This is a genomic window from Paraburkholderia ginsengisoli NBRC 100965, from assembly GCF_000739735.1.
In the GTDB taxonomy this organism is placed as follows: Bacteria; Pseudomonadota; Gammaproteobacteria; order Burkholderiales; family Burkholderiaceae; genus Paraburkholderia; species Paraburkholderia ginsengisoli.
The window spans coordinates 38,579-63,666 of sequence record NZ_BBJF01000025.1 but is presented as its reverse complement, the minus strand read 5'-3'; the positions used below and the strand labels follow the sequence as shown (position 1 = coordinate 63,666).

Sequence of the window (25,088 nt, the reverse complement as noted above, 5' to 3'; positions counted from 1 at the left end):
AGGGTTTGCTGGCGAATTTCTGGGCCGCATGGAGACAATTTAGTGGAATGCGCTAATATTGGTGCCTAAGGCCACGCGTTCCCCTCACTCACCGCAAGCCGTTTCCCAGTCATGACAACCGAGCTCGACAAGACAGACCGCGCGATTCTCGCCGCGCTTCAGAACGATGGCCGCATGTCGAATGCGCGGCTCGCCGAAACGGTCGGCCTCAGCGAAACGCCGTGCGCGCGCCGGCTCAAACGCCTCGAAAGCGACGGCTACATCGACCAGTACCGCGCAATGCTGTCGCGCTCCGCGCTCGGTTTCGGCGTCGTCGCGTTCGTCTACGTGCGCTTCGCGGTGCACGACCGCACGGTGGCGACGCGCTTCGAGCGCGAAGTGCAGGCCATCCCGCGCATTCTCGCGTGCCACAACGTGTCCGGCAGCGCCGATTACATCCTGCAAGTGGTCGCGCGCGATCTCGACGATTACGGCACCTTTATGCGCGACGAGATGCGCAGCCTGCCGGGCGTGACGTCGGTGGAGTCGTCGTTGTCGTTGCGCGAGGTGAAGGCCAACGGCGGCTTGCCGCTATCCTGAACGCGGACGTGGCATAGTCACCCCTTTGAGACGGCGCAAGCCGACCAGACGAAACCAGACGATCACGGAGTTTTCATGGAACACGAGAAGGCGCGAGCCGAAGAATCAGCCGCGATGGAGCGCGTACTGACCGCGACCAAACGGGTGCAGACGGCCTTTGCTTCGCTGCAATCGCAATTCCCGCCCGCCGGCAGCGGCAAGCCCTCCCAGTTCGCGTTGCAAACGTTCGATGCCGCGTTGCAGGAACTGGAAGATGCGCAAGCCGCGTTCGACGAATTGCTCGGCGATCTGCTCGACGGCAATCGCTGAGCGCGGAAGGCGGCCGCTCGGCTGGCGGCGAGCGGGGGCTTTGACGCAATGGGCGGCGCTTGCGTGTTTGTAGCGCGTTGCTTTGCGCGGGTGCACGTGCTCTGCGCACGGCTCAGATGCTTAGCGCCAGCGGCAGCGCTGCCGCCATGAAAAAATGCTTCGTTAAACGAAGCATTCCGCTATCGAACCTCGCACGCGCATAAGCGCCACTATTGCCGAACACAGGAACAGCCGACAGCCAGCACAGCCCGAGTCAACGCGCTTGTGTTTCGATAACCGGCTCGCAGCGAATCGGAAAGTTGACCGAGTTCGCGATGTAGCACTTCTCGTGCGCCACGTGATGCAGATGCGTGGCCTGTTCGACATCGTCCCCCGCCCGAATCACGACGCGCGGGCGCAGAACGATCTGTGAAAAGCGGCCTTGCTGCGCGCTGTCGAGCATGGTGCCTTCGGCATCGTCACGATAGTCGAGCACCACGATGCCGGCATCCGCGCACAAATGCAGATACCAGAGCTTGTGACACGCGCAGGCCGACGCGACCAGCAGGTCCTCCGGGTTCCAGCGGTTGGCGTCGCCGAGAAAAGCCGCATCCGACGAACCCGGAATGGCTGGCTTGCCGCCTGCCGTAATCACATGATCGCGACCGTAATCGCGGTATCCGGATGTGCCGCTTCCGCGATTGCCCATCCATTGCACCGAGACTTTGTATTTGTGCTCGCCGTACGCCATCACCGCTCCTTAGTCGAAGAAACACCCGGCTGCCAGGACGTGCATTTTATACGCGGTGTGCGCGGCAACGAGCCGAACCTGTGCGCGCGCGACGCATTCGCTACCGACGCGGCGCCGCCCTGCCGGTCACGTTCGGCGCGCGCGGATCGGGGTTCATATCCAGGCTCGTGCCGTTTGCGCGCATGTTGTTGAGCGCCGGCCCCGAGTTGATGCGGCCGGTCGCGCCGGCCGGCGTTCCTGCCGACGTGCCGGTGCCCGGCATCGGACTATTGGGCTTCAACCCCGTGCCCGCCCCCATTCCCGGCGCGACGCCCGTCTGATTCGCGCTGCCTCCCGGTGCGCCGCCCAGGTCGACGCCGGCGTTGCCCGACTGCTGCGCATCGGCGGCGCCCGCGATACCGATCAACAGCGCCGCCATCGACATCGCAATACTGCCCGTTACGATCCTCATAGCCCACTCCGTCACATCATTGGATTGCCAGCGCGCTGCCCGCACAGCGGAGCGCTCAACACGTAAGACGGCGCGCGCGCTGCTTCGTTCACGCGCGCACAATCGGCGGCCGGCTCGCGATGCGCGATAATCGCCAGCTTTTTCTTCACTCGATCCAAGCCGATGACGACCGCCGCCTTCGCCCCCTTCCAGGACCTCGCCCGCACCCTGCAGCCGCACGCTTTCGACGACAACGGCGACGGCTCGCACGACACCTCGCATCTGCAACGCGTCTGGAAGAACGCGGCGACCATCCATGCCGAGGAAGGCGGCGATGCGCAGGTGCTGTTCGCCGCGACGCTGCTGCACGACTGCGTGGCCGTTGAGAAGAACTCGCCGTTACGCGCCCAGGCGTCGCGGCTGTCCGCCGATAAAGCGGCTGGCGTGCTGAGGTCGCTCGGCTGGCCGGAGGCCCAGGTCGAGGCCGTCGCGCATGCGATCGCGGCGCACAGTTTTTCGGCCGGCATCGCGCCGGCCACGCTCGAAGCACAAAGCTTGCAAGATGCCGACCGGCTCGACGCGATCGGCATGCTGGGCGTGGCGCGCTGCTTCTACGTAGCCGGACGGCTAGGCCGCGCGCTCTACGACCCGGCCGATCCGCACGCGACGCAACGGCCGCTCGACGATACGCGCTACACGCTCGACCATTTCCAGACCAAGCTGCTGAAACTGGCGTCCGGTTTTCAGACGGCGACCGGCGCACGGCTGGCTGCGATTCGGCACGCGCGCCTGCAGCGTTTCGTCGATGAATTCGCCGATGAGATTTGAGCTTGAGGGCCTTGAACATGTGTAGCGCAAGAGGGATGAAGCAAGCCTGACGACGCTCCGCGTTATGCGGAGGGTCACGGTTGCCAGACAATCCGCCTCGGCTCGGCATGGCCTGACCCGGCGAAAAATTTCACGCCGCCGACCCCCGGCGCGCGCATCGTCTTTCTCCAGACGACTTGCGGATGAGCCCGCCGCGATCCATACCGCACGCGCATTTACGCTGACGGGAGTCGACTTCGACATCCGCCACACGTCGGCCGATTTCTAAAAAGGAATAAGAGCGCCCCCGTGCGCGTTATGATCGATCGTTACGCCAGAACGGCCGATCGAGCACGATGGAGCACGCCTACATCCACCTCCTGCATCAGCTAGCCGGCCACTCGGCATGGATGCTCACGATCGTCTTTCTGGCGGCCTTTCTCGAAGCCATTGCGGTGATCGGCACGTTCATTCCCGGCAGCACCGCGATGTTCCTCGCCGGCGCGTTGACCGGCACCGGCTCGCTGAGCCTCGGCTGGGTATTCGTGTGGGCAATCGCGGGCGCTATCGCCGGCGATGGCATGAGCTTCTGGCTCGGCGGACGCTACAAGGAACGGATCGTCCAGCTCTGGCCATTCCGCAAGCACCCCGAACTGCTCGACGCGGGCCAGCGCTTCTTTCTCAAACATGGCGCGAAGAGCGTCGTGCTCGCGCGTTTCATCGGACCGTTGCGGGCCATCGTGCCGGTCGTCGCGGGCATGCTCGGCATGCCGCCGCTGCGCTTCTACGCGATGAACGTGTTGTCCGCGCTGCTGTGGGCGCCCGCCCATATCCTGCCCGGCGTCGTGTTCGGTGCGTCGGTGCTGCTGGCCGGCGCGGTGTCGTTCCGGCTCGTCGTGATTCTCGCGCTGCTGGTGTGCATCGTCTGGCTGAGCTTTCGCGGCGCGGGCTTCCTGCTGTCGCACGCGAATGCGTGGTCGAGCGCGGCGGGCCGCCATCTCGGCAGTTGGGCGTGCCGGCATCCCGGGCCGCTCGGCCGGGCCGCGCGCAAGATGCTCGATCCCGACACGCCCGACGCGACGCACATCCTCGTGACCTCGCTGGTGGTGCTGGTGGCCGGCGCGCTTTTCTTCGGCGTCCTTGGCGATGTCCTCAGCGGCGATCCGCTGACGACCGTCGATCAGTCCGTCTATCACTTCCTGCAATCGGTGCGCACGCCGTGGAGCGACACCGTCTTCGCGAGTCTCGCGACGCTCGGCAGCGGCATCACGCTGACAGCGCTGATCGTGATGGTCGTGGTGTGGATGCTGTGGGAGCGGCGTTGGCGCACCATCGGCTACTGGCTTGCCGCGGTGGTGTTTTCCCAATTGCTGATCTTCGCGCTGCAGTTCGCGATGCACCGTGCGCCGCCCGAGGAACTGATGACCGCGCACTATGTGTTTCCGAGCAATCACGTCGCCGCGACGGTCATCGTGTACGGCTTTCTCGCGTTCCTGCTGGCGCGCCGGGTCGGCAAGCTGGAGGGCGTGCTGGTGGCGGCGGCCAGCACGATCGTGGTGATCGTGGTCGCGCTCGCGGGGGTGTACTTCGGGCGCTACTGGCTGTCGGATGCGATCGGCGGCGCCGCGCTCGCGTATGCGTGGGTGGCGATCGTCGCGCTGACGGCGATGTGGCGCCATCCGCAAGCGCCGCCGTCGCGGACGTTCATGCCGATGGTGATGCTGGTGGTCGTGCTGGTCAGCGTGGGCGCGCAGCTCGGTGTCAATCCGGCGATGCCGCCTGTCAGCGCGCAGCGCGTGCCGCCCGTGCTGGTCACGCAGTCCGAGTGGACGCTCTCCGTGTGGAAGCGCCTACCGTGTTATCGCTCGGATATGGGCGGCGACCGCAAGGAACCGATCACGCTGCAATGGGTATCGGACCTCGATTCGATCCGTGGACGACTGCGCGCGCAGGGATGGGTCGAGGGCACCGACGTGTCCGCGCACAGCCTGCTCTCGCTCGCGTCGCCCGATGTCGCGGCTGTATCGCTGCCGGTCCTGCCGAAGCTCAACAACGGTGTGCCGTCGTCGCTGGTCTTCATGCGTCCCGGCGACACGCGGGCCGAGCGCGACGTGCTGCGCTTCTGGCCAAGCGGTTATGCGGTGGGGAATGGGACGTCCGCGACGCCGCTGTGGGTGGGTGCGCTCGCGCATGAGCGGCTTTCGCGACCATCGTGGCCGATCAATATTCTGCGGGTGGACAGGCAGGCGGCTACCTCCGCTTCGTTCGATGGGCGTGGGCCAGGGGGTGCCGAATTTGGGGCGGCGGTTCTGGCCAAGGTGGATTGTCATGGCGTACCGGTGTCGTTGCTTGCGTCGCCGGTGGAGTGAGGCGGTTGGGCAAGGCGTTTAGCGTGCCGGCAGGCACGATGCGCGTTCGTTGCATCAACTAACAATTCGCCTTGCGTTCAAGGTGTTATCGCGGTTGGCCAGGAGTTGTCCACAAGGTTATGAACGGTTTTTGTGGATAAATACGGGTTGTCCGAAGGAGTGCGGACTGGCGATAACCCAGGCTTTTCGTCGTCATCTTGACAACCTGGATGTGAGTCGTTACCTGGGTGCCCTGATGACTCATTGCTAGCGAACAGTCAGCACTTCGGAGATTGGCTCGACACCGAGGCGCCGCTACGCGCACACGCCTGACCGTCTTTGTGACGCGAACAGCAACGGCCTGGGATCGCAATTGCACACGCACCGATCGTAGCTCAGCGCTTCCTGGCGACCATTGACCCCTTTGCTGAAAACCCGCTCGCCCACACAACCGATATACCCAGTCGTGCCGCACGCCGGGCACACGACCGGATCGCCCTCGTAAGCTATCGCGCGGCCGTCCAGCTTATCGGCGCGATGTGCTATCACGGTCCCGCCGGCGGTACTCTTATCGCCGTCGCAAATGGTGTAACGCAGGGTGTAACGCAGGCTCATTTCCGTTTTCCTTAACGCAGTCTGGTGAGTAGCTCGCGGGCGTGCCCAATGGCTACGGCGCCTGTGAGAAGGGGACCCAATGCCATTGTTCAAACTCAGGATCGAACACGGCAATCTGTCTGCATGCATTAGGATCACCGTGCTTTAGCTCAATCAAACCGAGGGCGCGCCCGGCAACCTGATGCAGACGCTGACTGTCCCAGTTCAAAAGCTCCCGGTGAGTCTCCTGCCAGGCGAACAGCCCCGCAAGCTCACGTATCCGTGAATACTCCGCGAGGATGACGGGGTTCACTTCGAACGTCAGCGGAACGCGTGCCCAGTGGTGCATCAAACGGCTAACCCTGGCGGGTCTGCCCGAGGGGCGCACGAGAATACCGCTATCGAACCAAGGCCATCCCAGGTGGACGTCGGCGATGAGTCCGAGTCGGTCGGCATCGCGAAACACTCTCCAATCGACGTCGGACGCGGGCAGCACGTCATAGAACCAGCCGCATATCGCTGCGTGAGCCGCTTCGATCATTGCGTCGAAGGAGGACAGAAAGCACACGACTGCCTGACCCTGCTCCGTTTTTTCGGTGACCAGACAGGGATCGCCATCATCGTCTTCAAAAAAGAGAACGTAAACCGGCAAAGCCCTGAAGAACGAAAGTCCGCTGCGGTCATGCCGGATACCGGGAATCAGCAAGGTCGTCCTCCATTCTGTGAGTTGCTTCGCGTGCGCCGAATTCAGTAGCGGTAGAAAGTTTGCCTGGCCATGCAATCCTTCTTCTCTTCGCTGAATCGGGAAGCCGCTAACTTGCAGTTTTCCGTCACGTATGAATTCCAGTCCTGTTCATCGTCGACCAGCGCCCTGGCTGCGAGCTTGTCAATAAAGCGGCCTCTGTTGCCACTTTCATAGTATTTTGCAACCACATCGACAGCATAAAAAAAATCGTCCAAGCCAGTGCCCGACTCCAGATATTGCAACTCTCTGGTACGGTTTTTTGTTATTCCATCCAGACAGGTCCATTTATCTATTCCCGATTCTTCTCCGGGGCTAGTCACATCATAGGCACCCTGGCAGGTCTTTTCTTCGTATGCGAGCCATGCTCTTTGAGCCTTCAGCAGAGTTTGCGCGTCTCCACCCTGAAGTCTGGACGCGAGCATTTTATAAGCGCTATTCAATTGCCTGTCCGACACCTCAAAGTTACTTCTTGCGCACGTCTCAAGCTCCCGAGTTATTTTGCTGGTGCAAAGCGTGCTGGCACCAGCGAGGCTCGAAAATACCCAAAGAGCAAAGAGCATAAAAATACGCATTGTCATCTATTCATCTCCAGCAGTTGCAATTCATTCCCTTTTCAAATAGGACTGCTTCGTCCTCGCGGCGGCTGATCAGTCCTCCCTGTCCGGTTCCTGCCCAAAGTGCTTTCATCGCTCGCAGCTGAACGGGTATGTCCGCCAGGTTCTCGGACGCGACATCGCTCCTGATCGCTCTCATTTGCGCCCGAGACTTTTGATGCGGCTTGTCCTCCATGCCCGGGCCACGATTGATCACCAGATCGAGAAGTGCACCCGAGCAGTGAGGGTGGAGATTCGATGCGCCGGGAAAGGCGTCAACCGTCTGTTGCGCATATCGTCGCTTCATGACCATTGCCAACCGTAACGCCATATCCACGGTGACAGGTATATCTGCCAGCGAAGGTTGTATGTGCCGGGCATGATCTCCCTGTTTTCCAGCCGCTTCCTGGAGCCGGGTGATCTGTGCGGGCGAAAAAATGCCGTTCAGATCCGTTTCAATCTGGGCATGACTTTGTTGCCCTAAATCGTACCCATAGCCCAGCGTGACGCCACTTGACTGATCGCCGCCTGGAACATACGGGCGATCCTTATATCCTTCTTTCGAAAGAATAAAATGAAAAGCCTCGTGCGAGATCCTGAACGTACCTTCCGTCGTCTCGAACTCGACCACATCGGATTTGCACGTGGGAGGACATCCGCCGAAGTTCGCGATCAAACCGATAGGGTGAATATGATGCACGGTCGCACTGCCCGGGAAGCCCGCGACCTTACCCTTCACCTCGTTCCACCATTGCAGCTTGCGGATCCGCTGCAACTCGACCTGCCAGTTGTCCCGGGCGTTTCGCATCAGCGGCGTGATTGCGTCCCAGCGCGACATGTCACCGCCCCACTCGCTTTCGTAGCGAAGGATCACATGTGAGAGTGCCTGCGCTAGCCAGGGCGTGCGCAGCGCAGCCTGCATGGCTCTCGCCGTGACCTTGCCAGCACAATTCTGCGGTTTGGGCTTTTTACTGGCGCCGTTGTTCGGAGACGGAGCCAGCATGGCAATCGTATGTTCCAGCTTCTGCAACAGCGGACTGCCATTGACTGCCGCAACAGATGGCTCGAATTCCTTCTGTTCCCTCCAGTCGGCTGCGCCAGTGAGGACCAGGTTGCGCCTGAAGGCATCCGCGATATCGATGCCGGTGGCGTCCACCTTCTCAAAGCCGGGCCATGCCCACGGGCTCTGCCACTGTGTACCTGGATGATTCTTTTCGCAGATCCAGCCAGTGGTGGGTTGTCCATCCGAATTGCCGAATTTGACCCGCCACCAGTGCGTCCTGTCATCGTCGGCAGCCTTGTCCCCCACACTCAATCCGTCGAGTTGACTGCGCGGATACACCAGCGCAAATGCGTTCGCCGGGTCGGCGACGTTCTGCAGACTAAGCGGAAAGCGGCTCCAGGCGGGTGTTGTCGACGTCGCGGTGGCAAGCTTCTCGCGCTCGATCCAGACGGGTGGCCCATCGGGCATGAGCAGGGTCGTGGTTGAATCCCGATATCGCGGTTGCACCTTGACCCACGGACCGCTGACCGGACTGTCCGTCGTCAAATCGGCCCGGTACAGGGGATGCAGACGACACAACTTGCGATCCGCCGGCGCGATGTCTGTCACCAGCTTCGCGCCCGCGTTTATCACCAGAAGTGTCCGCTGATCGATGGGTAGCGGTGCCGCGCGCGCACGGCTTTTTTCCAGAAACGCGCTGAAGCCTTCGTCGGCGAATACTTCGAGATGCAGGAGCTGACGCTTCGGTGTAGGTGGCAGCGGGGTCGCGCGTTCGTAATCGTGATACTCGCCGATCTGCCCGAGCGGTGTCCCGGCCTTGACGAATACCGGAGTCGGCGGAATCACCACCTGCCCTACGGAGTCCGGTTCCTTGATCCCCTGCAAGTTCGGTTTGTACAGCCAGCCCCAGTCGTTTTCAGGCGTGACAGTCGCGCTATCGCCTTCAGTTTTCCACGGCACGTTCCGGCCTTCCCACCCGAACTCGCCGCCGTTGACGGGGCTGACCATATGCCCCGCCGTGATGGTCTTGATGTGTACCCACTGGCCGCGCGTCTCGCTAATGACGACTTCACAGCCTTCCGCGAGGAAGCCGGTCCGCTCACCCGCCGTGAAGCTGCCGCCTTTTTTGCTCGCCTTTGGCTCCGTCCAGACGAACGCACCAGCCGCCCCCGTTGCGCCTCCGTCTGGCGCGGCCAATTGGCGATCTCCGGGCTGAACCCGGAATGCATCAATGTTTAGCCACCACCACGGACGCTTCAGCTTCTCATCCCCCAGATAGGTTGCCCAGTCCGCCGTGTGCATGTAGAGACTGTAGATATCGTGTGACTCGTCGGCTGGCTGCGCGTCCGCGCTGTTGGGCGCAGGCGGCAGCGTCAACGTGTGGCGCACCAGCACGAAGCCTGTCGAGTACATCGCCCACTTGCCGTCTTTGAATTGCAGGTGCGGATAGGCGCCATCGATCTTGTAGGCGACGATATGCCCGTCCGCGATGCAGCGCACACCGTCCTTCGTCCCGAACATGCCCGCGGCGTCATTCAGGTGAATACCGCCGTGCGGAAAACCGTTGACCCCCAGCGGGAAAAAGCCGTCATCCATTCCGGCCAGTGCCTGATAGTAGATCTGTGGGCTTGTCACTTCCTTGTTGTCCCTATCCGGAAAGGGGTAGCGCCACGTCAGCGGGGTGGTCGCCGGGGTCGGTACCGGATGTGGATGAGCTTGTGTGGGCATGCTTGTAGGGTGGAATACTGGCAATAGTCGATAGGTACGCCGGTTGCGACGCCGCAGTGTCAGCCGGAGAATCGCGAACCATGAGCACCCGTATCCGGCAGATCGGTTGTCCGAGGGAGCCCGTCCTTGACCATTGCCGAATCCGGCTCGTTCTTCTGGAACGACAGTGCCTTCTCTATCCAGTCGCCGGTTGTGGCGTTCGTGATGCCGTGGGGAGTGATACGGACATATGAGCCGCCCGCGCCGATCCAGACCTCCTCTTTCGCCGATAGGACGAGCTTGCCGTTCGAGCTGGTTAGCTTGATATCTTTCAGCGCCGACATATCGAGTTCGTCGCTCTGTGCCTGAATCTGGACTTTCCCTCGTGCTGCAAACAGCTTGACGCCGAGCGTATGGGCGAACAGCGACACCGTGCTTTCCGCCATCATGACGATGCTCTTCAGCGCGCTCACGTTGAAGCCTGCGCCGGTTGTCACGTTCACATCATTACCCGCGCCAATCGATACGCGATCAGGCGTCGAAACAGCGATACCTTTAGGCGAAGACAGCAGCATCACGGCTTCCTTCAGGCCGTTCACGCTGTTCTTCAACCATTCGCTTTCGGCCTTCAGATCGGCGATCTCCGCCTTTGCCGTATTTGCCAGATCGGCCAATCTTCGCGCCTGGACCTGCAATTTGTGGAACTGCTGCACGGCCTCGGTCATGTCGGCATGTTTGCCGTTGGCCTGCTGCCGGATATCGCTGGACAGCATCAGCCCGCCACCCGCGCGTACCGCACCCTGCTCATCGGTGCGCAACTCAAAGCCACTGCCGCGATGCTCACGTTTGTGGTTGACGATGTGGCCGAGGGTCAACTGACTACGGCCTGAATGCTCGGTCGAGAACCTGACGTGTTCCTCGCCTTCCCAATCTTCCAGATCAAATTCATTGCCGCTCTGTGTATAAATACGATTACGCGACATCAGACGGTCCTGATTGGTAATCGGATCGACCTGCTGGCTGTTGTGATGGAATGCGCCGATATAAGGCTTGTCCGGATTGCCTTCATGGAAGCAGATGATGGCCTCTGTGCCGTCCAGCGCGGGGAAGTGAAAGCCGGTCTGCAACGCACCCGCGAACGGTTTCGCGAGCCGCAGCGGGACGCTTTCTGCGCCCGCCGGCCAATCACCAAAATCGCAATCGAAGCGCACCACGTAGTAGCCCTGCTGTGTCAGGTACGCATACTTGTAGCGGCCGGGCGAGGTGACGCGGGCGCTCAGGGTGCCGCTAATCTTCGGCCACCGGTCGTCCTCGATCTTCAGACGGAAACGCCGGTCTGAGGGAATTGCCTTATAGGTGTTGCGATAGGGCTTGTCACGCGCGCCGGTATGCGTGACCTCGACGATTAGCTGGCCGTTAGGCGCATCCGGCAGATCCGTATCCATGCGCAGAACGCGACCGACACATAAGCCATAAATATTGCTTTCGCCTTCATAGACGACCTGCCATGCAAACGCCGCTTCGTGACGCAACTGCGCTTCCCATTGCGCACCCGCATTGTCCAGATGATGCGTGCCGTAGATATACCGCTGGCCGAACGTGGTGGTGTCTTTCTTCGCGACGTTCGCGTCGGCCCTGAAGCGTTCCCATGCCTGCTCCGGGTTGTAGTCCGCAACCACGTATGACTGGGGAACCATCTCGGTATGCGTGCGCAGGATCGAGACTGATTCGTCGCCCGTCATCAGCCCCGACAGTTCCCGATTCCGCGCCGTCAAGGCCGGTTGATAGATGTAGTGATCGATGTCGTCACCGAACACCACCACATCGCCATGCTCGCCCGCCACGATGTAGCTATAGATGCCTTCCTTCTGCATCAGGATATTGATGTAATTCCAGTCGCCAATCTGGTACTGGAATCTGAATTTGTGTTGCGGATACCGACGGCGTAGCCTGAAATTGAATTGATGACCCTTCAGGCCATTACGCCGCAGGATCGTTTGGATGATGTCGGGCGCACGCTGGTTCTGATACGTCTGCGTCGTGCGCGCCGTGAGACAGCCGACATGCGGTTCAACGACAATCTCATAGCTGCTCAGATCCTTCGTCGTCTTCGTGTGCGAGAACCGCCTGATACGCCCCCGGAACCGGCGCGGCTCGCTGCCGTCGTCGGGCGTCATCGTGAATCTGGCTTCATGTCCGAGGATTACGTCCCGCGTCAACTTCAATGGGTGCGTCGCAACGATTTCGATACGATAGGGCTCACCCATTCTCTCAACGAGGCAGAAGGACAACACCGAGATACCCGTCAGTTGTTCCTCTCCCAGCACTTCCAGGAAGTACTTCTCATGGTCACCACTGCGCTGAAGCGTATTCAATTGCTCAATTGCCGAACTCACCAATGACTCTCCTCTCTTCGATCTGACTCCCATCCAATCTATTGAACATTTAAGTCCGTATTGAGGTCAACCAGATCAAATCGAGACAAGCGTGGTTTGACAATTAATTACCCATTTTTCTCGTCTTCTATTAATGCTGCATACTTCAGAGTAGTGATCTTATTTTCGATATTGAATGAAGCGATTTAGATAACTTCGATTCCGTACATCACCTAGCCCTCACACGTTCCCCAACCACCCCGCCATCCCCCCGTCAGTTTCGCGCCACCTTCGCTATGTATGCTTGGACTCATGCGATCACCGGGAGCGAGACATGCCATCCTTTCCGCTGTTCATCGTCGGCTCGCCCAGGTCCGGCACGACTTTTCTGTGCTCCGTTCTCAACGTGCACCCGCTTATTCAATTGACCAACGAATGCCGTGTCTTCGCGCTCCTCAAAGACACGCTGGAGGTCGGCAGCTATCGGCCGGACCTGCTGAGTTCCGCATGCCGCGAACGCTTCAACCGTTTCAGTCGACGCACGCTCGGCGCGTGGATCGAGCGCTTCTATCGCGAGGAACTCGAGATCACCGCGCCGATCTGGGGCGACAAGCATCCTTCCTATGCGGACCCGACCGTGCTGTCCGGCCGACTCGGTTCGATCGAGCATCTGCCGCGCTCCGGTTCCTGCCTTCGGCTGATCCGCGAGTTGCTGCCGCAGGCCCGCTTCATTCACATTCACCGCGATCCTCGCCAGGTCGCCAATTCGCTGCTCCACAAACATTGGATCGGATCGATCGACGAAGGCGTGCGCGTCTGGGGACAATACGTCGGTGAGATCATCGACTTCTTCGACGAACTCCCGGACGAATCCGCATTGACCATTCCATATCGCGGGCTGATCGAAGACCCGCTCGCGACGGGTACGAGTATCGGCCGCTTCCTCGATCTCGCGGACGCGTCACCGATCAGCGACTTTCTGATTTCCCAGCGTAAGGCACCGACGCCGTTCAGCGATCCCGTGACCGATATCGCCGATCTGTACGTGATACCCGGCGAGCCGGCCGGCGACGGCAAACTGCTGGCACTCGCAGGAAGCGCGGCGACGCATCTCGGCTATGCGGCCGCATAAACCTGGCATCCCTACATATTTTTTTCGTTATCGAGAACCGCCCCACCCCACTCGCGCGCAGCCCCCAACACCGGCATCTCCAGGAAAAAGCTAAGATAAGCACTGGCCCTCCTCGGCCCGACAACGACATCAAGGAGACAACCGTGCAACGCTTTTCCGCCGAACAGCTCGATGACTACGCAGCGACCTTCGAGCGCGACGGCATGGTCATCCTGCGGCACCACTTCCCGAAGTCGACGCTGCTGGCGTGGCGCGACGCGTTCGCCCCGCTGCTCGCCGAACGCATTGCTTCGAAAGCGACCGCCGTGCGCGGCGAAAACCGGCACTACATCACGCTGCCGTTCGCCGGCGTGTTCGCCGATCAAAGCATCTTCTGCGATCCCGATGTGCTGGGCATCGTCGAGCGGGTCGCGGGCGACGACCCGGTGATGTGCCAGCTCGCCACCGACACGCCGCTGAATGGCTCGACGTATCAGGACATTCATCGCGACACGCCGGCTCTCTTCGACGGCCTGCCGGAAACGCCTTCCTTCCAGTTGGCGGTCAACTTCCCGCTGTGCGACGTCACGCCGGAAAACGGTCCCTTCGAGACCACGCTCGGCACGCATCGGATGCGCTCCGAGGATGCGCTGAATGCGTGGCGCGAAGGTCGCCTGCCATTGCATGCGATCCCGATGGAACTCGGCGACGTGATGATCCGCGACGTGCGCGCGCTGCATCGCGGCACGCCGAACCGCACCGACGAGCCTCGTCCGATGGTCGTCATCGGCTACAGCAGGAGCTGGTATTTCCGCCCCGAGGTGCACATCGACGTGCCGGTCGACGTCGATCGGCAATTGGGGCCACGCGCGAAGCGGCTGCTACGCTACATGCCACGGGTCGGTCAACTGGACGGTGCGACCACGCCCGAGCAGTACCGCAAGTTCGCCTACTGACCTGCCCGCAACCCGCCTCGGCGCGCCGCGCAAAGCGGCGCGAAAGCGGGCGAGACAACGACAGCCATCTGGAGAAGCGTGCATGCCCCCACGCCCCGATCCGCTCTTCGCCATTGCCGAGCGGTTGATACTGAGCCTGTACGACGGCGGGGTCTTGTCCCCCGCCGTGCTGGAGCGTGTGATCGCGTCGGTCGGCGCGGCTCGCTGGGACACCGCCGCGGACTCGCGCGCGAAAGACGACCGATCGTTACGGGAAATCGTCGTCTCGGTGATGATGCCGGGTAATGCCCTCGACCAGGTCGATCAGGATTTCGCGGCGGTGATCGAACATATCGTCGGCGTGACGAAGGAAACCGCGCGGCCTTCGAGAGGCGGCGACCGGCGGACGGCGGATAAGTCGCGCAAAGCCGCTGCGCCCCCGCCAGCCGACAGCAGCGACGAGGCCGACTCAGAGCTGCTCGAACAACTGGCCGGGACGCGCGGCGCGTCGGCCAGAAAGACGAAGCCGACCCGCGCCGCCAACACTACAAGGCCTGGTGCCGGCTTTAGTCCGCTGCAAAACGCAACGCCGCCGAAGAAGCGCTGACGGCGTCGCCCGGGCGCTTTTCCGTCACCCCGACGCGCGGGCATGTCATGCCTCGCGAACATCGCGCCGTTTCATTCGTTGCAGAAATGCAACGGCGATCCAACCGGACAGCACGCGGCGGCTACCCGAGTGTCCTCCATGCCACACGATTTTTTTCCACTAGCGCAATGGACGAATCCGAATGGCAGAATGGCCCGATATCGACGGCCGGAGAAGACTCCAATAGATCAATCGATAATCGTCGCGGGAGCGGCGTCGGCGTTTACGAAGCTTCGGCGTATTGCAATTTGAAAGCGAAGCCGTCCAACATCGGCATCCATTGTCCCTTCTGTCAGCCACTACGCCCGCCCTAATTTTTTTACCCAATTGCCCGCTTTGACGTTATCGTCTCACTGCAACCTGAATTCGTAGATCAATGGGAGTTCCGCGTGTGGAATCGATTGATGTGTCGAGTAAAGAAAGGCCGCAAGTCCATCGTCGGCGGCAAAGACTCTTACGTATCCGGGTTATCTCTAGGTCTCAGCGCGCTGGTGTTGTGTGCCGGTTATCCGGCGTGCAGCTACGCCGGCGTTTCGGTCCTGCGTCCACCGCGTGAGGCGCTGTCCAGCGCGCCGCTCGAAGTCACGATCCTCTATTCCGGCGACCAGCCGGATGCTCTGGAATTCAACGTTCCCGCGCAATTGAAAGTCGCCGTCAGCAACACCGACGTCATACCGACGCCGGTGATGCTCACTCGCGATAGCGGCGCGCCCTCTCACATCAAACTCGCAACGGGCGATCTCAAGGCGGTCCGCTATAGCGGCACATGGCCGTCGTGGGCGCGCGGCGCAATGAAGATCGACGTCCCGGAACTGGATGTTTCGCCTTCGTTCGTGTTGCTCACGCGTCCGCCGAAATCCGGCAAGACGACGGAAGTGGCGTCGGCGGACGGCGCGCATGGCGACGCGTCGAGTATCCCGGATCAGTCCGCGAGCACGATTGCTGTGTCGCCGAAACCCGTTCTCACGAATGCGGCGACACCCCAGGTGAATAGCTTTCTGAGCCGTTTCTCCGCATTCGAACCGATGTATTTCGCCGATGGTTCGAATGGAGAGAACCTCGCGCGATTTCAGTTGAGCTTCAAATTCCGCGTAGTCATACCGGATGATCCCCGCTCGCGAGGCTTCGTCGATAACCTGTATTTCGGCTATACGCAAACCTCGTTGTGGGATCTCGGCGAGTACTCCGCACCGTTCCGCGACACCAGTTACATGCCTCAATTGTTTTACTCTCTGGATGACACGGGCTGGAAGAGTTCGTGGTTCAGCAAGATGGGATTGATGACCGGCTTCGGTCACGAATCGAATGGGCGCGACGGTCCGGAATCGCGTGGCATCGACATTCTCTTCGTGCGGCCCACGTGGGACTTTGGCGATCTCACGAGCTATCACCTGACCGTGTCGCCGAAGTTCTACTACTACGTGCACATCGCGGGCGAGAACCACGATATTGCGGACTATCGCGGCTATGTGGATCTCTTGCTCAAATACGGCAGTCCCGATGGCTGGCAACTGGCCGCGACGCTCAGAAAAGGGATGAAGAGCGGTAAGGGAAGTATCGATACGGAGTTCACCTATCCGCTGGCGAAGTTGATCAATAGTTCGTGGGGCGGGTACATTTGGCTCGGGTTCTTTACAGGTTATGGCGAGGATATTCTCGACTACAACCAGCATCGGTGGATTGCGCGAGTCGGGTATGCCATTACGCGGTGGTGAGTGGGTGACGGCGGCGGTGACGTCCGGTCAGTAAAAAAAGAAACGGTCGAAGCACGAATGCGACGACATGAGTGAGAGTGCGCGAACGAAGGGCCGCCAGAAGAAGCGGCCCTTCGCATATGTGCGGCAGGGATCGCCGCCGAACGCCCGTAATCCGTGCCAGCCCGGACGAATGCGTCGAGTCGGTATTACAGTGTGGGACACGCGGATCTCGCCGCCGCCCTCCGTGTCCGCGCAAACGGGACCCCCACATGATTGTCCGGTCATGCATTCCGTTTTAATCGCACTGCCGCTCGATTTGATCGCGGCGCATGTCCCGTCTCCGGCATGTGGAAAAAATGCCGACCGGCGACAGCACCGACGCGCCGCGTCTAGTCGATTCCTCTCCGCATTCCAGTTCATCGATAACGACTCCGACGAACAGGCTCACTCGACAGCCGACTCATGCTGTGTAAACGAACAGACGGGCACACACCACCACTTTTCTCTAGAGTTGAGATCGCCCGTCATTTTTCGACTGACGACACTGCGCTGTTTTTGCAGCGTAATTTCAACCAATGGGACCACCAATGAAAACTTCTCTTCTCAAGGAAGTGTCGACCCAACCCGAACAGCACGCCGCGTTGAATTTGCATCTGAATAGCGCGCCGCTGGCGCTAAAACATACCAATCACCCGGAACAGATCCGGGATAATCTGCCCGGGGGGCATGGCGGGGTGGGCTTTCTGTTTCACGCGACGGACTGGGATACGCTTTCATTTTCTTTTCATAACGTCAAACACAGAAATGCGGCGTTTGAAGAGGAGCTTTGGAACACCAGACCTTTTATTGCGTCGCCTATCTATTCGGGATCTCAGGTCATTGGGGCGAATATCGCCTGTCCGGTGCCGCTTGAAATGTGGCTCGGCAGTCCGCGCGGCATCAAGCGATTCCGCGAAACGCAATTCTTCCCGGCGCTGGAACTGGCGAGACAGGCCGGCCTGAACATGGTGGCGATGGGTGCGTCCACGCCGTATGCCTGCAACTATGGCGCCCTGCCGCGACATACGAAGCCGCCGCACATCACCACGGGTCATGCGGCCACGGCGGCAATGCTGAAGGACTGGGCCATCCATTGCTGTACCGAACTCGATCTCGACTTCGGCAAGTCCCGGCTCGCGCTCTTCGGTGCGGCCGGCCAGCTCGGCACGACGGTGGCTAAGTACCTGCTCTACAAGGACGCGCCGAAGGAGCTGATTCTGATCGACCTGCCGGACAAGGTGAACCTGCTCACCGCGCAGGCCAAGGAACTGCTGGCGTCGGATCTGCTGGGCAAGTCGCGGGTGTCGGTGCATACGTTCAGCCCGGATACCCCGTTGCCGCAATTCGACGGCGCGATCCTCGCGAGCAGCACCAGCGTGCCCTACCTCACCGCATCCGACCTGCGGCGCGCGCAGTTCTGGATCGACGACTCCCATCCGCGGGCGGCGAGCGTCGAAGCCGAACTCGCGTCGCGCGACGAGACGCTATATATTGAGTGCTTCGCCCGTGGTCCCGCCGGACTCGACACCACCTTCCCCTTCAGGCTGCCGTCCGCCCGCGATTGCTACACCTGTTTCGCCGAAGGCTATTCGGCCTGGCAGGAAGGGATCGCTTCCGATTTCATCATCGGCAGCCCGCCCGTGTGGTCGGTCTCGTATACTCACAGTCTCCTGAAGAAGTACGGGTTTTCGGTCGGTCCTTTCCACCGGAAAAACGGCTCGCCGATCAACCTCGGAACGCAACAACGCAGCAACCCCGAACTGATGGGGTCGTAATGTCAACGGAGGCCTGATGGCGGTATCGCGCGAGAGCATGCGGGATATGCTGGAACGAAGCAGGTTTGCAATTCGATGGGGCGGCGCACTCGGCCTCCTGTGCCATCCCATCTATTACTTCGTGTGGACCTATGTCCTGCCGCAGCCATACGACAATCTTCTGCTCCGATTGAGCGCGGCGCTCGTCTGTATTCCATTGCTTTTTCAGGCGTACTGGCCAAAGCGGTTCAACCATTTCCTGCTGATTTACTGGCATTGCGCGCTGATTTACGTATTGCCGTTCGTTTGCACATTTCTTACGGTCAGGAATTCATTCTCCACCATGTGGATGATGACCGAAGTCATGATGGTCTTCATTCTGGCGCTTTGTATCGACAATCCGTTTCTGCTGATGGCCTGTATCGGCATTGGTGCCTTGTCCGGGTCACTGGCCGCAATCGCAACGTCGCCCGTGCCAATCGTGCTCGACGTGGAAGACCGGTCCAATCTCGCGGTCATGCCGGTGGTCGTTCTGTGCAGCATGGCCTTCAGCCACGCGATCAGCAAGGGCCGCATCTTCGTCGAGAAAAACCGCGCTTTGCAGGCGCTCGCGGGTTCGATCGCGCACGAGATGCGCAATCCGCTCGCCCAGTTGCGGCACGTTCTGGACCGCATCGAAGACGCGCTGCCCGCCACAACCGGGGCCAATCCGGCGCCCGCGTTGTCGCATGAAAGCGCCGCGTCGCTGTACGGCCATCTCGCGCATGGCCAGTTGTCGATCGAGCGCGGCCTGCGCATCATCGCGATGACGCTGGACGAAGTAAGCGCCAAGCCGATCCGCCCGGACCGGCTGATCTATCTGAATGCGGCGGCGACCACGCGTAAGGCGCTGGAAGAATACGGCTTCGACGACGACAAGGCGCGCGCCAGAGTCCGCCTCGTGGTGAAGGAAGATTTCGTCTTCAAGGTGGACGAAACGGTTTATCTGTTCACGCTGTTCAATCTGATCAAGAACGCGCTGTATCACATCGCCATGCATCCGCAGGCGACGCTGACGCTCACGGTCGACCAGCAATCGGTGATCGTGCGCAATACGGGCGCGGGCATTGCGCCCGAAATCCTGCCGCATCTGTTCGAGCCGTTTCGCTCGGCGGGCAATCCGGGCGGCACGGGGCTCGGGCTCGCGTATTGCCAACGCGCCATGCGTGCGTTCGGCGGCAGCATTGCCTGCCAGGCGGAAGTGGGCAGCTTCACGGAGTTCACGCTGCGCTTCCCGCCCGTGTCGAAGGACGAAGTCGACGACTACGAGCGCCGGATTTTCGAGCGCGCCGCGCCGGTCTTCAAAGACAAGCGCATCCTCATCGTCGACGACGACGCCGGTCAGCGGGCCCGAACCCGTCTCGCGCTGACGAAGGCGGGCGCCTATGTGAGCGAAGCGGAAAACGGCGCGCTCGCGCTGACGACGCTGCGTGAGTCGTCGCCGTACGATCTCGTGCTGATGGACATCAGCATGCCGGTTCTCGACGGCTATGCCGCCACCGAACGCATTCGCGCCGATCACGCGTGCCCGAATCGCAGCGTGCTGATCGCCGCGTACACGGCGGAGCCCGGCAATGCGGTGCGTGTGCATGCGCGCCGCGCCGGCATGGATGAAATCATCAGCAAGTCGGCCGGCGTGCAGGCGTTGATCAGCGCGTTGCAGGCGCTCTTCGAAAACGGCAATCGGCATCATCTGAGCCAGCTCTCCGACGACTTCGCCGGCAAAGCGATCCTCGTGGCCGACGACGACACGTACAGCAGACTGGTCGCCAAGGCCTATCTGGAGCGCTGCGGAGCGACCGTGCTGGAGGCCGGGCATGCACAGGCCGTGCTGGCCTGCTTGCAGAAAGACGGCGTGATCGACGCGATCCTGATGGACATGAACATGCCGGGCATGAGCGGCATCGACACCGCCGCGTCGATACGCGCGCGGACCGACGCGTATGCCGGCGTGCCGATCATCGCGTTGACGAGCCAGTCGGATACCGAATCGGTGCACGCGTGCCGCGCCGCCGGCATGAACGAAGTCATCATCAAACCCGTGCAGGCGGGTTCGCTGTACGCGAGCCTGACGAGGCAGTTCGCGGCGCAACAGGCAGCAGACGCCGCGGCTGCGGCGGCCGCGGCGGCGGAACAGCCTTCGCCGGCGACGTTGACGCTCCCCGCCGACCAGCTTGCGCCGATCCAGGACGACGAACTGCTCGACGACGAGCACCTCGAAGAACTGGTCGCGCTCGATCTGCTCGACGAATCGTTCCTCAACGGCATCGAGCAGATTCGCGCGCTGGTGACGCGACTCACGACCAGCGTCGCCGCGCTCGACATCAAAACGACGCACGGCGCGTTGCACGTGCTGCTCGGCGTGAGCGGCAATATCGGCGCAAAGGCGCTGCATCGCTTCACGCGGCAACTCTATCCGCGTGTGATTGCCGGCGAATGGCCGACCGAGCCCGACTGGCTCGCGCAACTCGGCATGTTGAGCGGGCGTTCAGCCGACGCGCTGCACGCGTATTACGTGTCGGCCAAAGCACGTCGCGATCATCGGGATGTGCTGAGCGATTAGCTGCGTGAGCTGCAAGCACAGCATGAGCGACGCGCCGGCTTCATTGCGCGTCGTTTTGCAACCGCCCCTTCGGCGCGGGAAAGCCCATCGTGACCGTGGTCCCCTCGCCGAGCGCGGAGTCGATCCGCAAGTTGCCGCCGAACGATTGCATGATGCGGTTGCAAAAGATCATGCCCATCCCGTGACCGCCCGAGCCCGCGTAAGTCGTGACGGGGTCGAGCAGCAGACGCGCCTTGATCTCCGGCGCGATGCCGGGGCCGTTGTCGCGCATGCGGATCTCCGGCTCGGGGCTGTCCACCACTTCGAGGCGCAGCGACGGCGCGGCCGTGCCCTCCAGCGCGCGCAACGCATTCGACAGTAGCGACGACAATACGAGCGCCACGCAATTGGGCATCGCCCGCACGACGAAATCGCCCCGCACGTCGACGTCGATCCCGTCACGCTGCGACCCGACGAACGGGTACGTATCGAGCAGCGTGGCGATCAGGCGCGTCGCCCTGACCTCGCGGATGCCGGCCTCCGACACGGACTGCTGACCGCCGCTCCGGTGCACCGTCTCCCAGAACGACGAGATCAGCGTCAGGCAATACTGCGCGTTGTTCAGCATCGATCTCGCCGCGTGACCGATCTCCTGCTGACGCTGCGGATCGTATTGCTCGGCCACGTCCGTTTCGACGGAACGCGCGAACAGCGAGATCGTCGCGAGCGGCGTATTCAACTCGTGCGCGAGGAACGCCAGCGTCTCGTCCATTGCCAGCAGTCGCTGTTGACGCGTTTCCCGCTCGGCGTAGCGTGCGATCGCCTGATGCAGCACCTCGCGAACCTTCTCCGTGCGCAGCGGCTTTTCAAGGATGCGGAAGACCTCGCCGGTATTGACCGTGCGCAGCAGCATGTCCTTGTCGGCATACGCGGTCACGAGTATCCGCACGATTTGCGGATACTCGTGCGCGACCTGGCGCAGCAGGTCGTCGCCGTCGCGGCCGGGCATCCGGTAGTCGGTCACCAGCACGGCGATCTCCGCGCCGTGACGGCCCAGCACATCGATCGCCTCGTCCGCGCTCTGCGCGACGTGCACGCTGTAGTCCGCGCGGATCGCGCGCGCGAAGTGATTGCGCGACATCTCCTCGTCGTCGACGAAGAGAATGGAAAACGGGGGCTGCGGGGTATCGCTCATTGCATTCTCGGCGGATCGCGGCAGGTCGAAATTGAACCGGGCCAACTCTGCGGTAATAAACACGGCGCGCGTCAGGACCATCGGTAAAGCTCGTGCGCATCAGGGTCTCCACTGCTCATACGCACACTCGCACGGTCCGGTGACGCTGCGATTCTGGGCATTGTGCCCCAACTCCCGGCGCTTAACGCAGCTATGAATAGATGGTTAGCACCAATTCTTGCTTCGATGCCACGGACCCGCCCCTTACCATCGAACGACTATGCCCGGCGCGTCGCCGGCCAATTCATTTCTATCAGCGAGACCCGGTTGAATACTTCCCCGCCCCGCCGCCTGCATCTGAACGTCAACATCCTGCACTCCGGGTTCGTGCCGTCGGCATGGCGGCTTCCGGATGCCGATCCTCGTGCCTTCATCGACGTCGCCCACTACGTGCGCGTCGCGCAGATCGCCGAGGCGGCGAAGTTCGACGCCGTGTTCCTCGCCGACAACGCGTCGATCGCGGATCAGATCGACTTCCGCCCGATCACTGCACTGGAGCCGACCGTGCTGCTCGCCGCCATCGCCGCGGCGACGACGCATATCGGCGTGATCGGCACGGCGTCGACGAGTTACAACGAGCCATATAACATCGCGCGCCGGTTCGCGACGCTCGATCACGTCAGCGGCGGCCGCGCCGGCTGGAATGCGGTGACGACCGCCGATCTCGGCTCGGCCCGCAATTTCGGCCGCGATACGGTGCCCGTGCATGCGGAACGTTATGCACGCGCGGCCGAGTTCACGTCGCTCGTGAAGGCGCTGTGGGACAGCTGGGAAGACGACGCGTTAGTCGGCGACAAAGCGGCGGGACGCTTTATCGACACCTCGAAGGTGCATCCGGTCGCGCATCGCGGCGAGTGGTTCAGCGTCGCCGGTGCATTGAATCTGCCGCGTTCGACGCAAGGTCATCCGGTGCTGATCCAGGCGGGCGGCTCGGCGGACGGTCGCGAACTGGCCGCGCGTCATGCGGAGGCGGTGTTCTCTGCCGCGCAGTCGTTCGACGAATCGGCGGCATATGCGCGCGATCTGAAGTCGCGCGCAGCGGCTTACGGCCGGGGCCCGGAGGCGATTCGCGTATTGCCGGGACTGACGACGATCATCGGCGCGACCGAGGCCGAAGCCTTGCGTCGCCGTGACGAACTGGTCGATCTGATTCCGTGGAGTTACAGCCTCAACCGGCTCGCCGGCACGCTCGGCGTGGCAGCCGACACGCTGAAGCTCGACGAGCGCCTGCCCGACGATCTGCCGTTACCGGGTGGCGGCAACGGCAACCACACGTTCTTTCACGCGACCCTTGCGCAAGCGCGGACGCACGGCTACACCGCGCGTCAATTGATTCGAGCGCTGGCCGGCGGCGGCGGACATCGTGTGGTGGTCGGCACGCCTGAGCAGATTGCCGACGATATCGAACAGTGGTTCAAGGGCGGCGCGGCGGATGGCTTCAATCTGATGCCGGATGCGTTGCCCGACGGCTTGCAGGATTTCGTCGATGGCGTCGTGCCGATTCTGCGGCAACGTGGCATTTTCCGCAGCGAATACGAGGGACGCACGCTGCGCGATCACTTTGGATTGCAACGTCCCGTGAGCCCGCATGCGAGTGCGGACTCAGGGCTTACGGTGAACGCCTGAACGCGCTTCGGGCGTTCTGGCGAGCGAGCCTTGACGGTGGTCGTCGCCGGTTCGCTCTCAACTGCAAGCGAACCGCCGGCCCGGTGCTCGAATCGACACGGGCCGTGTGTGTGTCTTGCGTCGACTCATCCTCCGGACGCGGCCGCCGTCGTCGAACTGCCCGCCGCTTCAGCCCGCTTCGTCGTGAAGTTCCAGCGTAGCGCCGTCGTCGTATCGACCGGCGCGGGCAACAGTCCTGCGCGATAGAACGTGTCGGCGATCTTCTGCTGCTCGCCGAAATTCTGCGCATCCACCGCACGCACCGCATAGCTGCGCCGACCATTCGCACGTTCGATCGTCGGTGCGTCTAGCCCCCAGATCGGCGCGAGCAACCTGGCCGCATCGCCGGGATGAGCGCGAACCCATTCCCCTGCCGATGTCAACTGTGCAAACAGCGTGCTGATCACCTCGGGATGCGCCGCCGCGAAACTGCTCGACGCGAGGTAGTACCGCTGATACGACGCGAGCCCTTCGACGTTGGCAAGGATGCGCACGTCCGGCGTTTTATCGACCGATGCGACATACGGGTCCCACGTGATCCACGCATCCACGCTGCCGCGCTCGAACGCGGCGCGTCCATCGGCGGGCGTCAAATAGCTGATGCGCGCGTCGGCCGGCGTCAGGCCCGCTTTGGCGAGTGCGGCCAGCAACAGATAGTGGCTGCCCGCGGCCTTGGTCACCGCGATGCGTCGGTCCTTCAGATCGGCAAGCGCATGCAGCGGCCCGTCGCGTTTCACGATAATGGCCTGCGCGCCAGGCGACGGCGCTTCCTGCGCGACGTACACAAACCTTGCATGCGCGGCTTGCGCGAACACGGGCACGGTATCGGCGACGTCGGCGCTGAAGTCGACCGCGTCCGCATTGAGCGCCTCGGTCAGCGGCAGGCCGCTGGCAAACTCGTTCCACGTGATGCTCACGCCCAGCGGCGCGAGCGCCTGTTCGAGCGAGCCGCGCGCTTTCAGGACCGTGATGAGCGTCGACGACTTCTGGTAGCCGATCCGCAGTTTCACCGGCGTCGGTGCATTCGTGGCGGTTTGCGCGTGGGCAGCGCTCACGACGAGCACTGACGTCAACGCCGCACGGGCGAGCAAACGAAAGATAGAAAATGTCACGGGGCGATATTCCGGGCTGGTCAATCCGATAAGACTTCGATCGTAGCAATGCCGAACCGCACGGATAAGCGAGCGTTTTAACTATGCTTAGCAG

At 61.8% G+C, this 25,088-nt stretch carries 20 protein-coding genes; 11 read left to right on the top strand and 9 right to left on the bottom strand.

Features of this window, described 5'->3' with window-relative positions; translation table 11 throughout:
• The first annotated feature begins 111 nt into the window (after positions 1–111).
• Positions 112–579, top strand: a complete 468-nt coding sequence (locus tag BGI01S_RS27280; RefSeq protein ID WP_042329481.1) for an Lrp/AsnC family transcriptional regulator — start codon at positions 112–114, stop codon at positions 577–579.
• Between the two features lie 75 nt (positions 580–654).
• A complete protein-coding gene (locus BGI01S_RS27275) occupies positions 655–888 on the top strand; it encodes a hypothetical protein (RefSeq protein ID WP_042329480.1) in 234 nt (77 codons plus the stop codon).
• Positions 889–1,141: 253 nt separating this feature from the next.
• On the opposite strand, the gene BGI01S_RS27270 is transcribed toward BGI01S_RS27275, so the two are convergent.
• Positions 1,142–1,618 (bottom strand): OsmC family protein, encoded by a 477-nt coding sequence (locus BGI01S_RS27270; RefSeq protein WP_042329479.1) that lies wholly within the window; start codon positions 1,616–1,618, stop codon positions 1,142–1,144.
• A gap of 100 nt (positions 1,619–1,718) precedes the next feature.
• Positions 1,719–2,069 (bottom strand): hypothetical protein, encoded by a 351-nt coding sequence (locus BGI01S_RS27265; protein WP_042329477.1) that lies wholly within the window; start codon positions 2,067–2,069, stop codon positions 1,719–1,721.
• 162 nt (positions 2,070–2,231) lie between these two features.
• Between BGI01S_RS27265 and BGI01S_RS27260 the strand changes: the two genes are divergently transcribed.
• Together BGI01S_RS27260 and BGI01S_RS27255 are read left to right on the top strand one after the other, a co-directional pair.
• A complete protein-coding gene (locus BGI01S_RS27260) occupies positions 2,232–2,876 on the top strand; it encodes an HD domain-containing protein (protein WP_042329476.1) in 645 nt (214 codons plus the stop codon).
• 335 nt (positions 2,877–3,211) lie between these two features.
• Positions 3,212–5,224, top strand: coding sequence for a bifunctional DedA family/phosphatase PAP2 family protein (locus BGI01S_RS27255; RefSeq protein ID WP_042329475.1), 2,013 nt, complete (start codon positions 3,212–3,214; stop codon positions 5,222–5,224).
• 294 nt (positions 5,225–5,518) lie between these two features.
• Here BGI01S_RS27255 and BGI01S_RS27250 read toward each other — a convergent pair whose 3' ends face one another.
• The 5 genes from BGI01S_RS27250 to BGI01S_RS27230 are packed head-to-tail and all read right to left on the bottom strand — an operon-like array spanning position 5,519 to position 12,241.
• The gene (locus BGI01S_RS27250; protein ID WP_042329474.1) at positions 5,519–5,818 is read right to left on the bottom strand and encodes a PAAR domain-containing protein; all 300 of its coding nucleotides are present in this window, start codon (positions 5,816–5,818) and stop codon (positions 5,519–5,521) included.
• Positions 5,819–5,870: 52 nt separating this feature from the next.
• Positions 5,871–6,503, bottom strand: a complete 633-nt coding sequence (locus tag BGI01S_RS29075; protein ID WP_052400528.1) for a hypothetical protein — start codon at positions 6,501–6,503, stop codon at positions 5,871–5,873.
• A gap of 41 nt (positions 6,504–6,544) precedes the next feature.
• Positions 6,545–7,120 carry a lysozyme inhibitor LprI family protein gene (locus tag BGI01S_RS29070; RefSeq protein WP_052400527.1) on the bottom strand — a complete coding sequence of 192 codons (576 nt, stop codon included), beginning with the start codon at positions 7,118–7,120 and terminating at the stop codon, positions 6,545–6,547.
• A gap of 4 nt (positions 7,121–7,124) precedes the next feature.
• The gene (locus tag BGI01S_RS27235) at positions 7,125–9,866 is read right to left on the bottom strand and encodes a lysozyme family protein (protein ID WP_084585519.1); all 2,742 of its coding nucleotides are present in this window, start codon (positions 9,864–9,866) and stop codon (positions 7,125–7,127) included.
• Positions 9,867–9,925: 59 nt separating this feature from the next.
• Positions 9,926–12,241: a type VI secretion system Vgr family protein gene (locus tag BGI01S_RS27230; RefSeq protein ID WP_232624459.1), complete on the bottom strand. Its 2,316-nt coding sequence runs from the start codon at positions 12,239–12,241 to the stop codon at positions 9,926–9,928.
• 313 nt (positions 12,242–12,554) lie between these two features.
• Here BGI01S_RS27230 and BGI01S_RS27225 point away from each other — a divergent pair, with 313 nt between their 5' ends.
• The 6 genes from BGI01S_RS27225 to BGI01S_RS27200 all read left to right on the top strand — a co-directional run bounded on the left by BGI01S_RS27225 (position 12,555) and on the right by BGI01S_RS27200 (position 21,004).
• A complete protein-coding gene (locus BGI01S_RS27225; RefSeq protein WP_042329472.1) occupies positions 12,555–13,352 on the top strand; it encodes a sulfotransferase family protein in 798 nt (265 codons plus the stop codon).
• A gap of 143 nt (positions 13,353–13,495) precedes the next feature.
• The gene (locus BGI01S_RS27220; protein WP_232624458.1) at positions 13,496–14,287 is read left to right on the top strand and encodes a phytanoyl-CoA dioxygenase family protein; all 792 of its coding nucleotides are present in this window, start codon (positions 13,496–13,498) and stop codon (positions 14,285–14,287) included.
• 82 nt (positions 14,288–14,369) lie between these two features.
• Entirely contained in the window at positions 14,370–14,873 is a 504-nt protein-coding gene (locus BGI01S_RS27215; RefSeq protein WP_042329470.1) for a hypothetical protein, read from the top strand.
• Between the two features lie 443 nt (positions 14,874–15,316).
• Positions 15,317–16,627 (top strand): phospholipase A, encoded by a 1,311-nt coding sequence (locus BGI01S_RS27210; RefSeq protein WP_084585518.1) that lies wholly within the window; start codon positions 15,317–15,319, stop codon positions 16,625–16,627.
• Between the two features lie 569 nt (positions 16,628–17,196).
• Positions 17,197–18,423: a hypothetical protein gene (locus tag BGI01S_RS27205; protein WP_042329469.1), complete on the top strand. Its 1,227-nt coding sequence runs from the start codon at positions 17,197–17,199 to the stop codon at positions 18,421–18,423.
• Positions 18,424–18,439: 16 nt separating this feature from the next.
• A complete protein-coding gene (locus BGI01S_RS27200) occupies positions 18,440–21,004 on the top strand; it encodes an ATP-binding response regulator (protein WP_042329468.1) in 2,565 nt (854 codons plus the stop codon).
• Positions 21,005–21,044: 40 nt separating this feature from the next.
• On the opposite strand, the gene BGI01S_RS27195 is transcribed toward BGI01S_RS27200, so the two are convergent.
• Positions 21,045–22,178, bottom strand: coding sequence for a hybrid sensor histidine kinase/response regulator (locus tag BGI01S_RS27195; RefSeq protein ID WP_042329523.1), 1,134 nt, complete (start codon positions 22,176–22,178; stop codon positions 21,045–21,047).
• Positions 22,179–22,484: 306 nt separating this feature from the next.
• Between BGI01S_RS27195 and BGI01S_RS27190 the strand changes: the two genes are divergently transcribed.
• Positions 22,485–23,843: an LLM class flavin-dependent oxidoreductase gene (locus BGI01S_RS27190; protein ID WP_232624457.1), complete on the top strand. Its 1,359-nt coding sequence runs from the start codon at positions 22,485–22,487 to the stop codon at positions 23,841–23,843.
• Positions 23,844–23,968: 125 nt separating this feature from the next.
• On the opposite strand, the gene BGI01S_RS27185 is transcribed toward BGI01S_RS27190, so the two are convergent.
• Complete coding sequence (locus tag BGI01S_RS27185; RefSeq protein WP_042329519.1) at positions 23,969–24,994, bottom strand: aliphatic sulfonate ABC transporter substrate-binding protein; 1,026 nt, start codon at positions 24,992–24,994, stop codon at positions 23,969–23,971.
• Positions 24,995–25,088 lie beyond the last annotated feature (94 nt).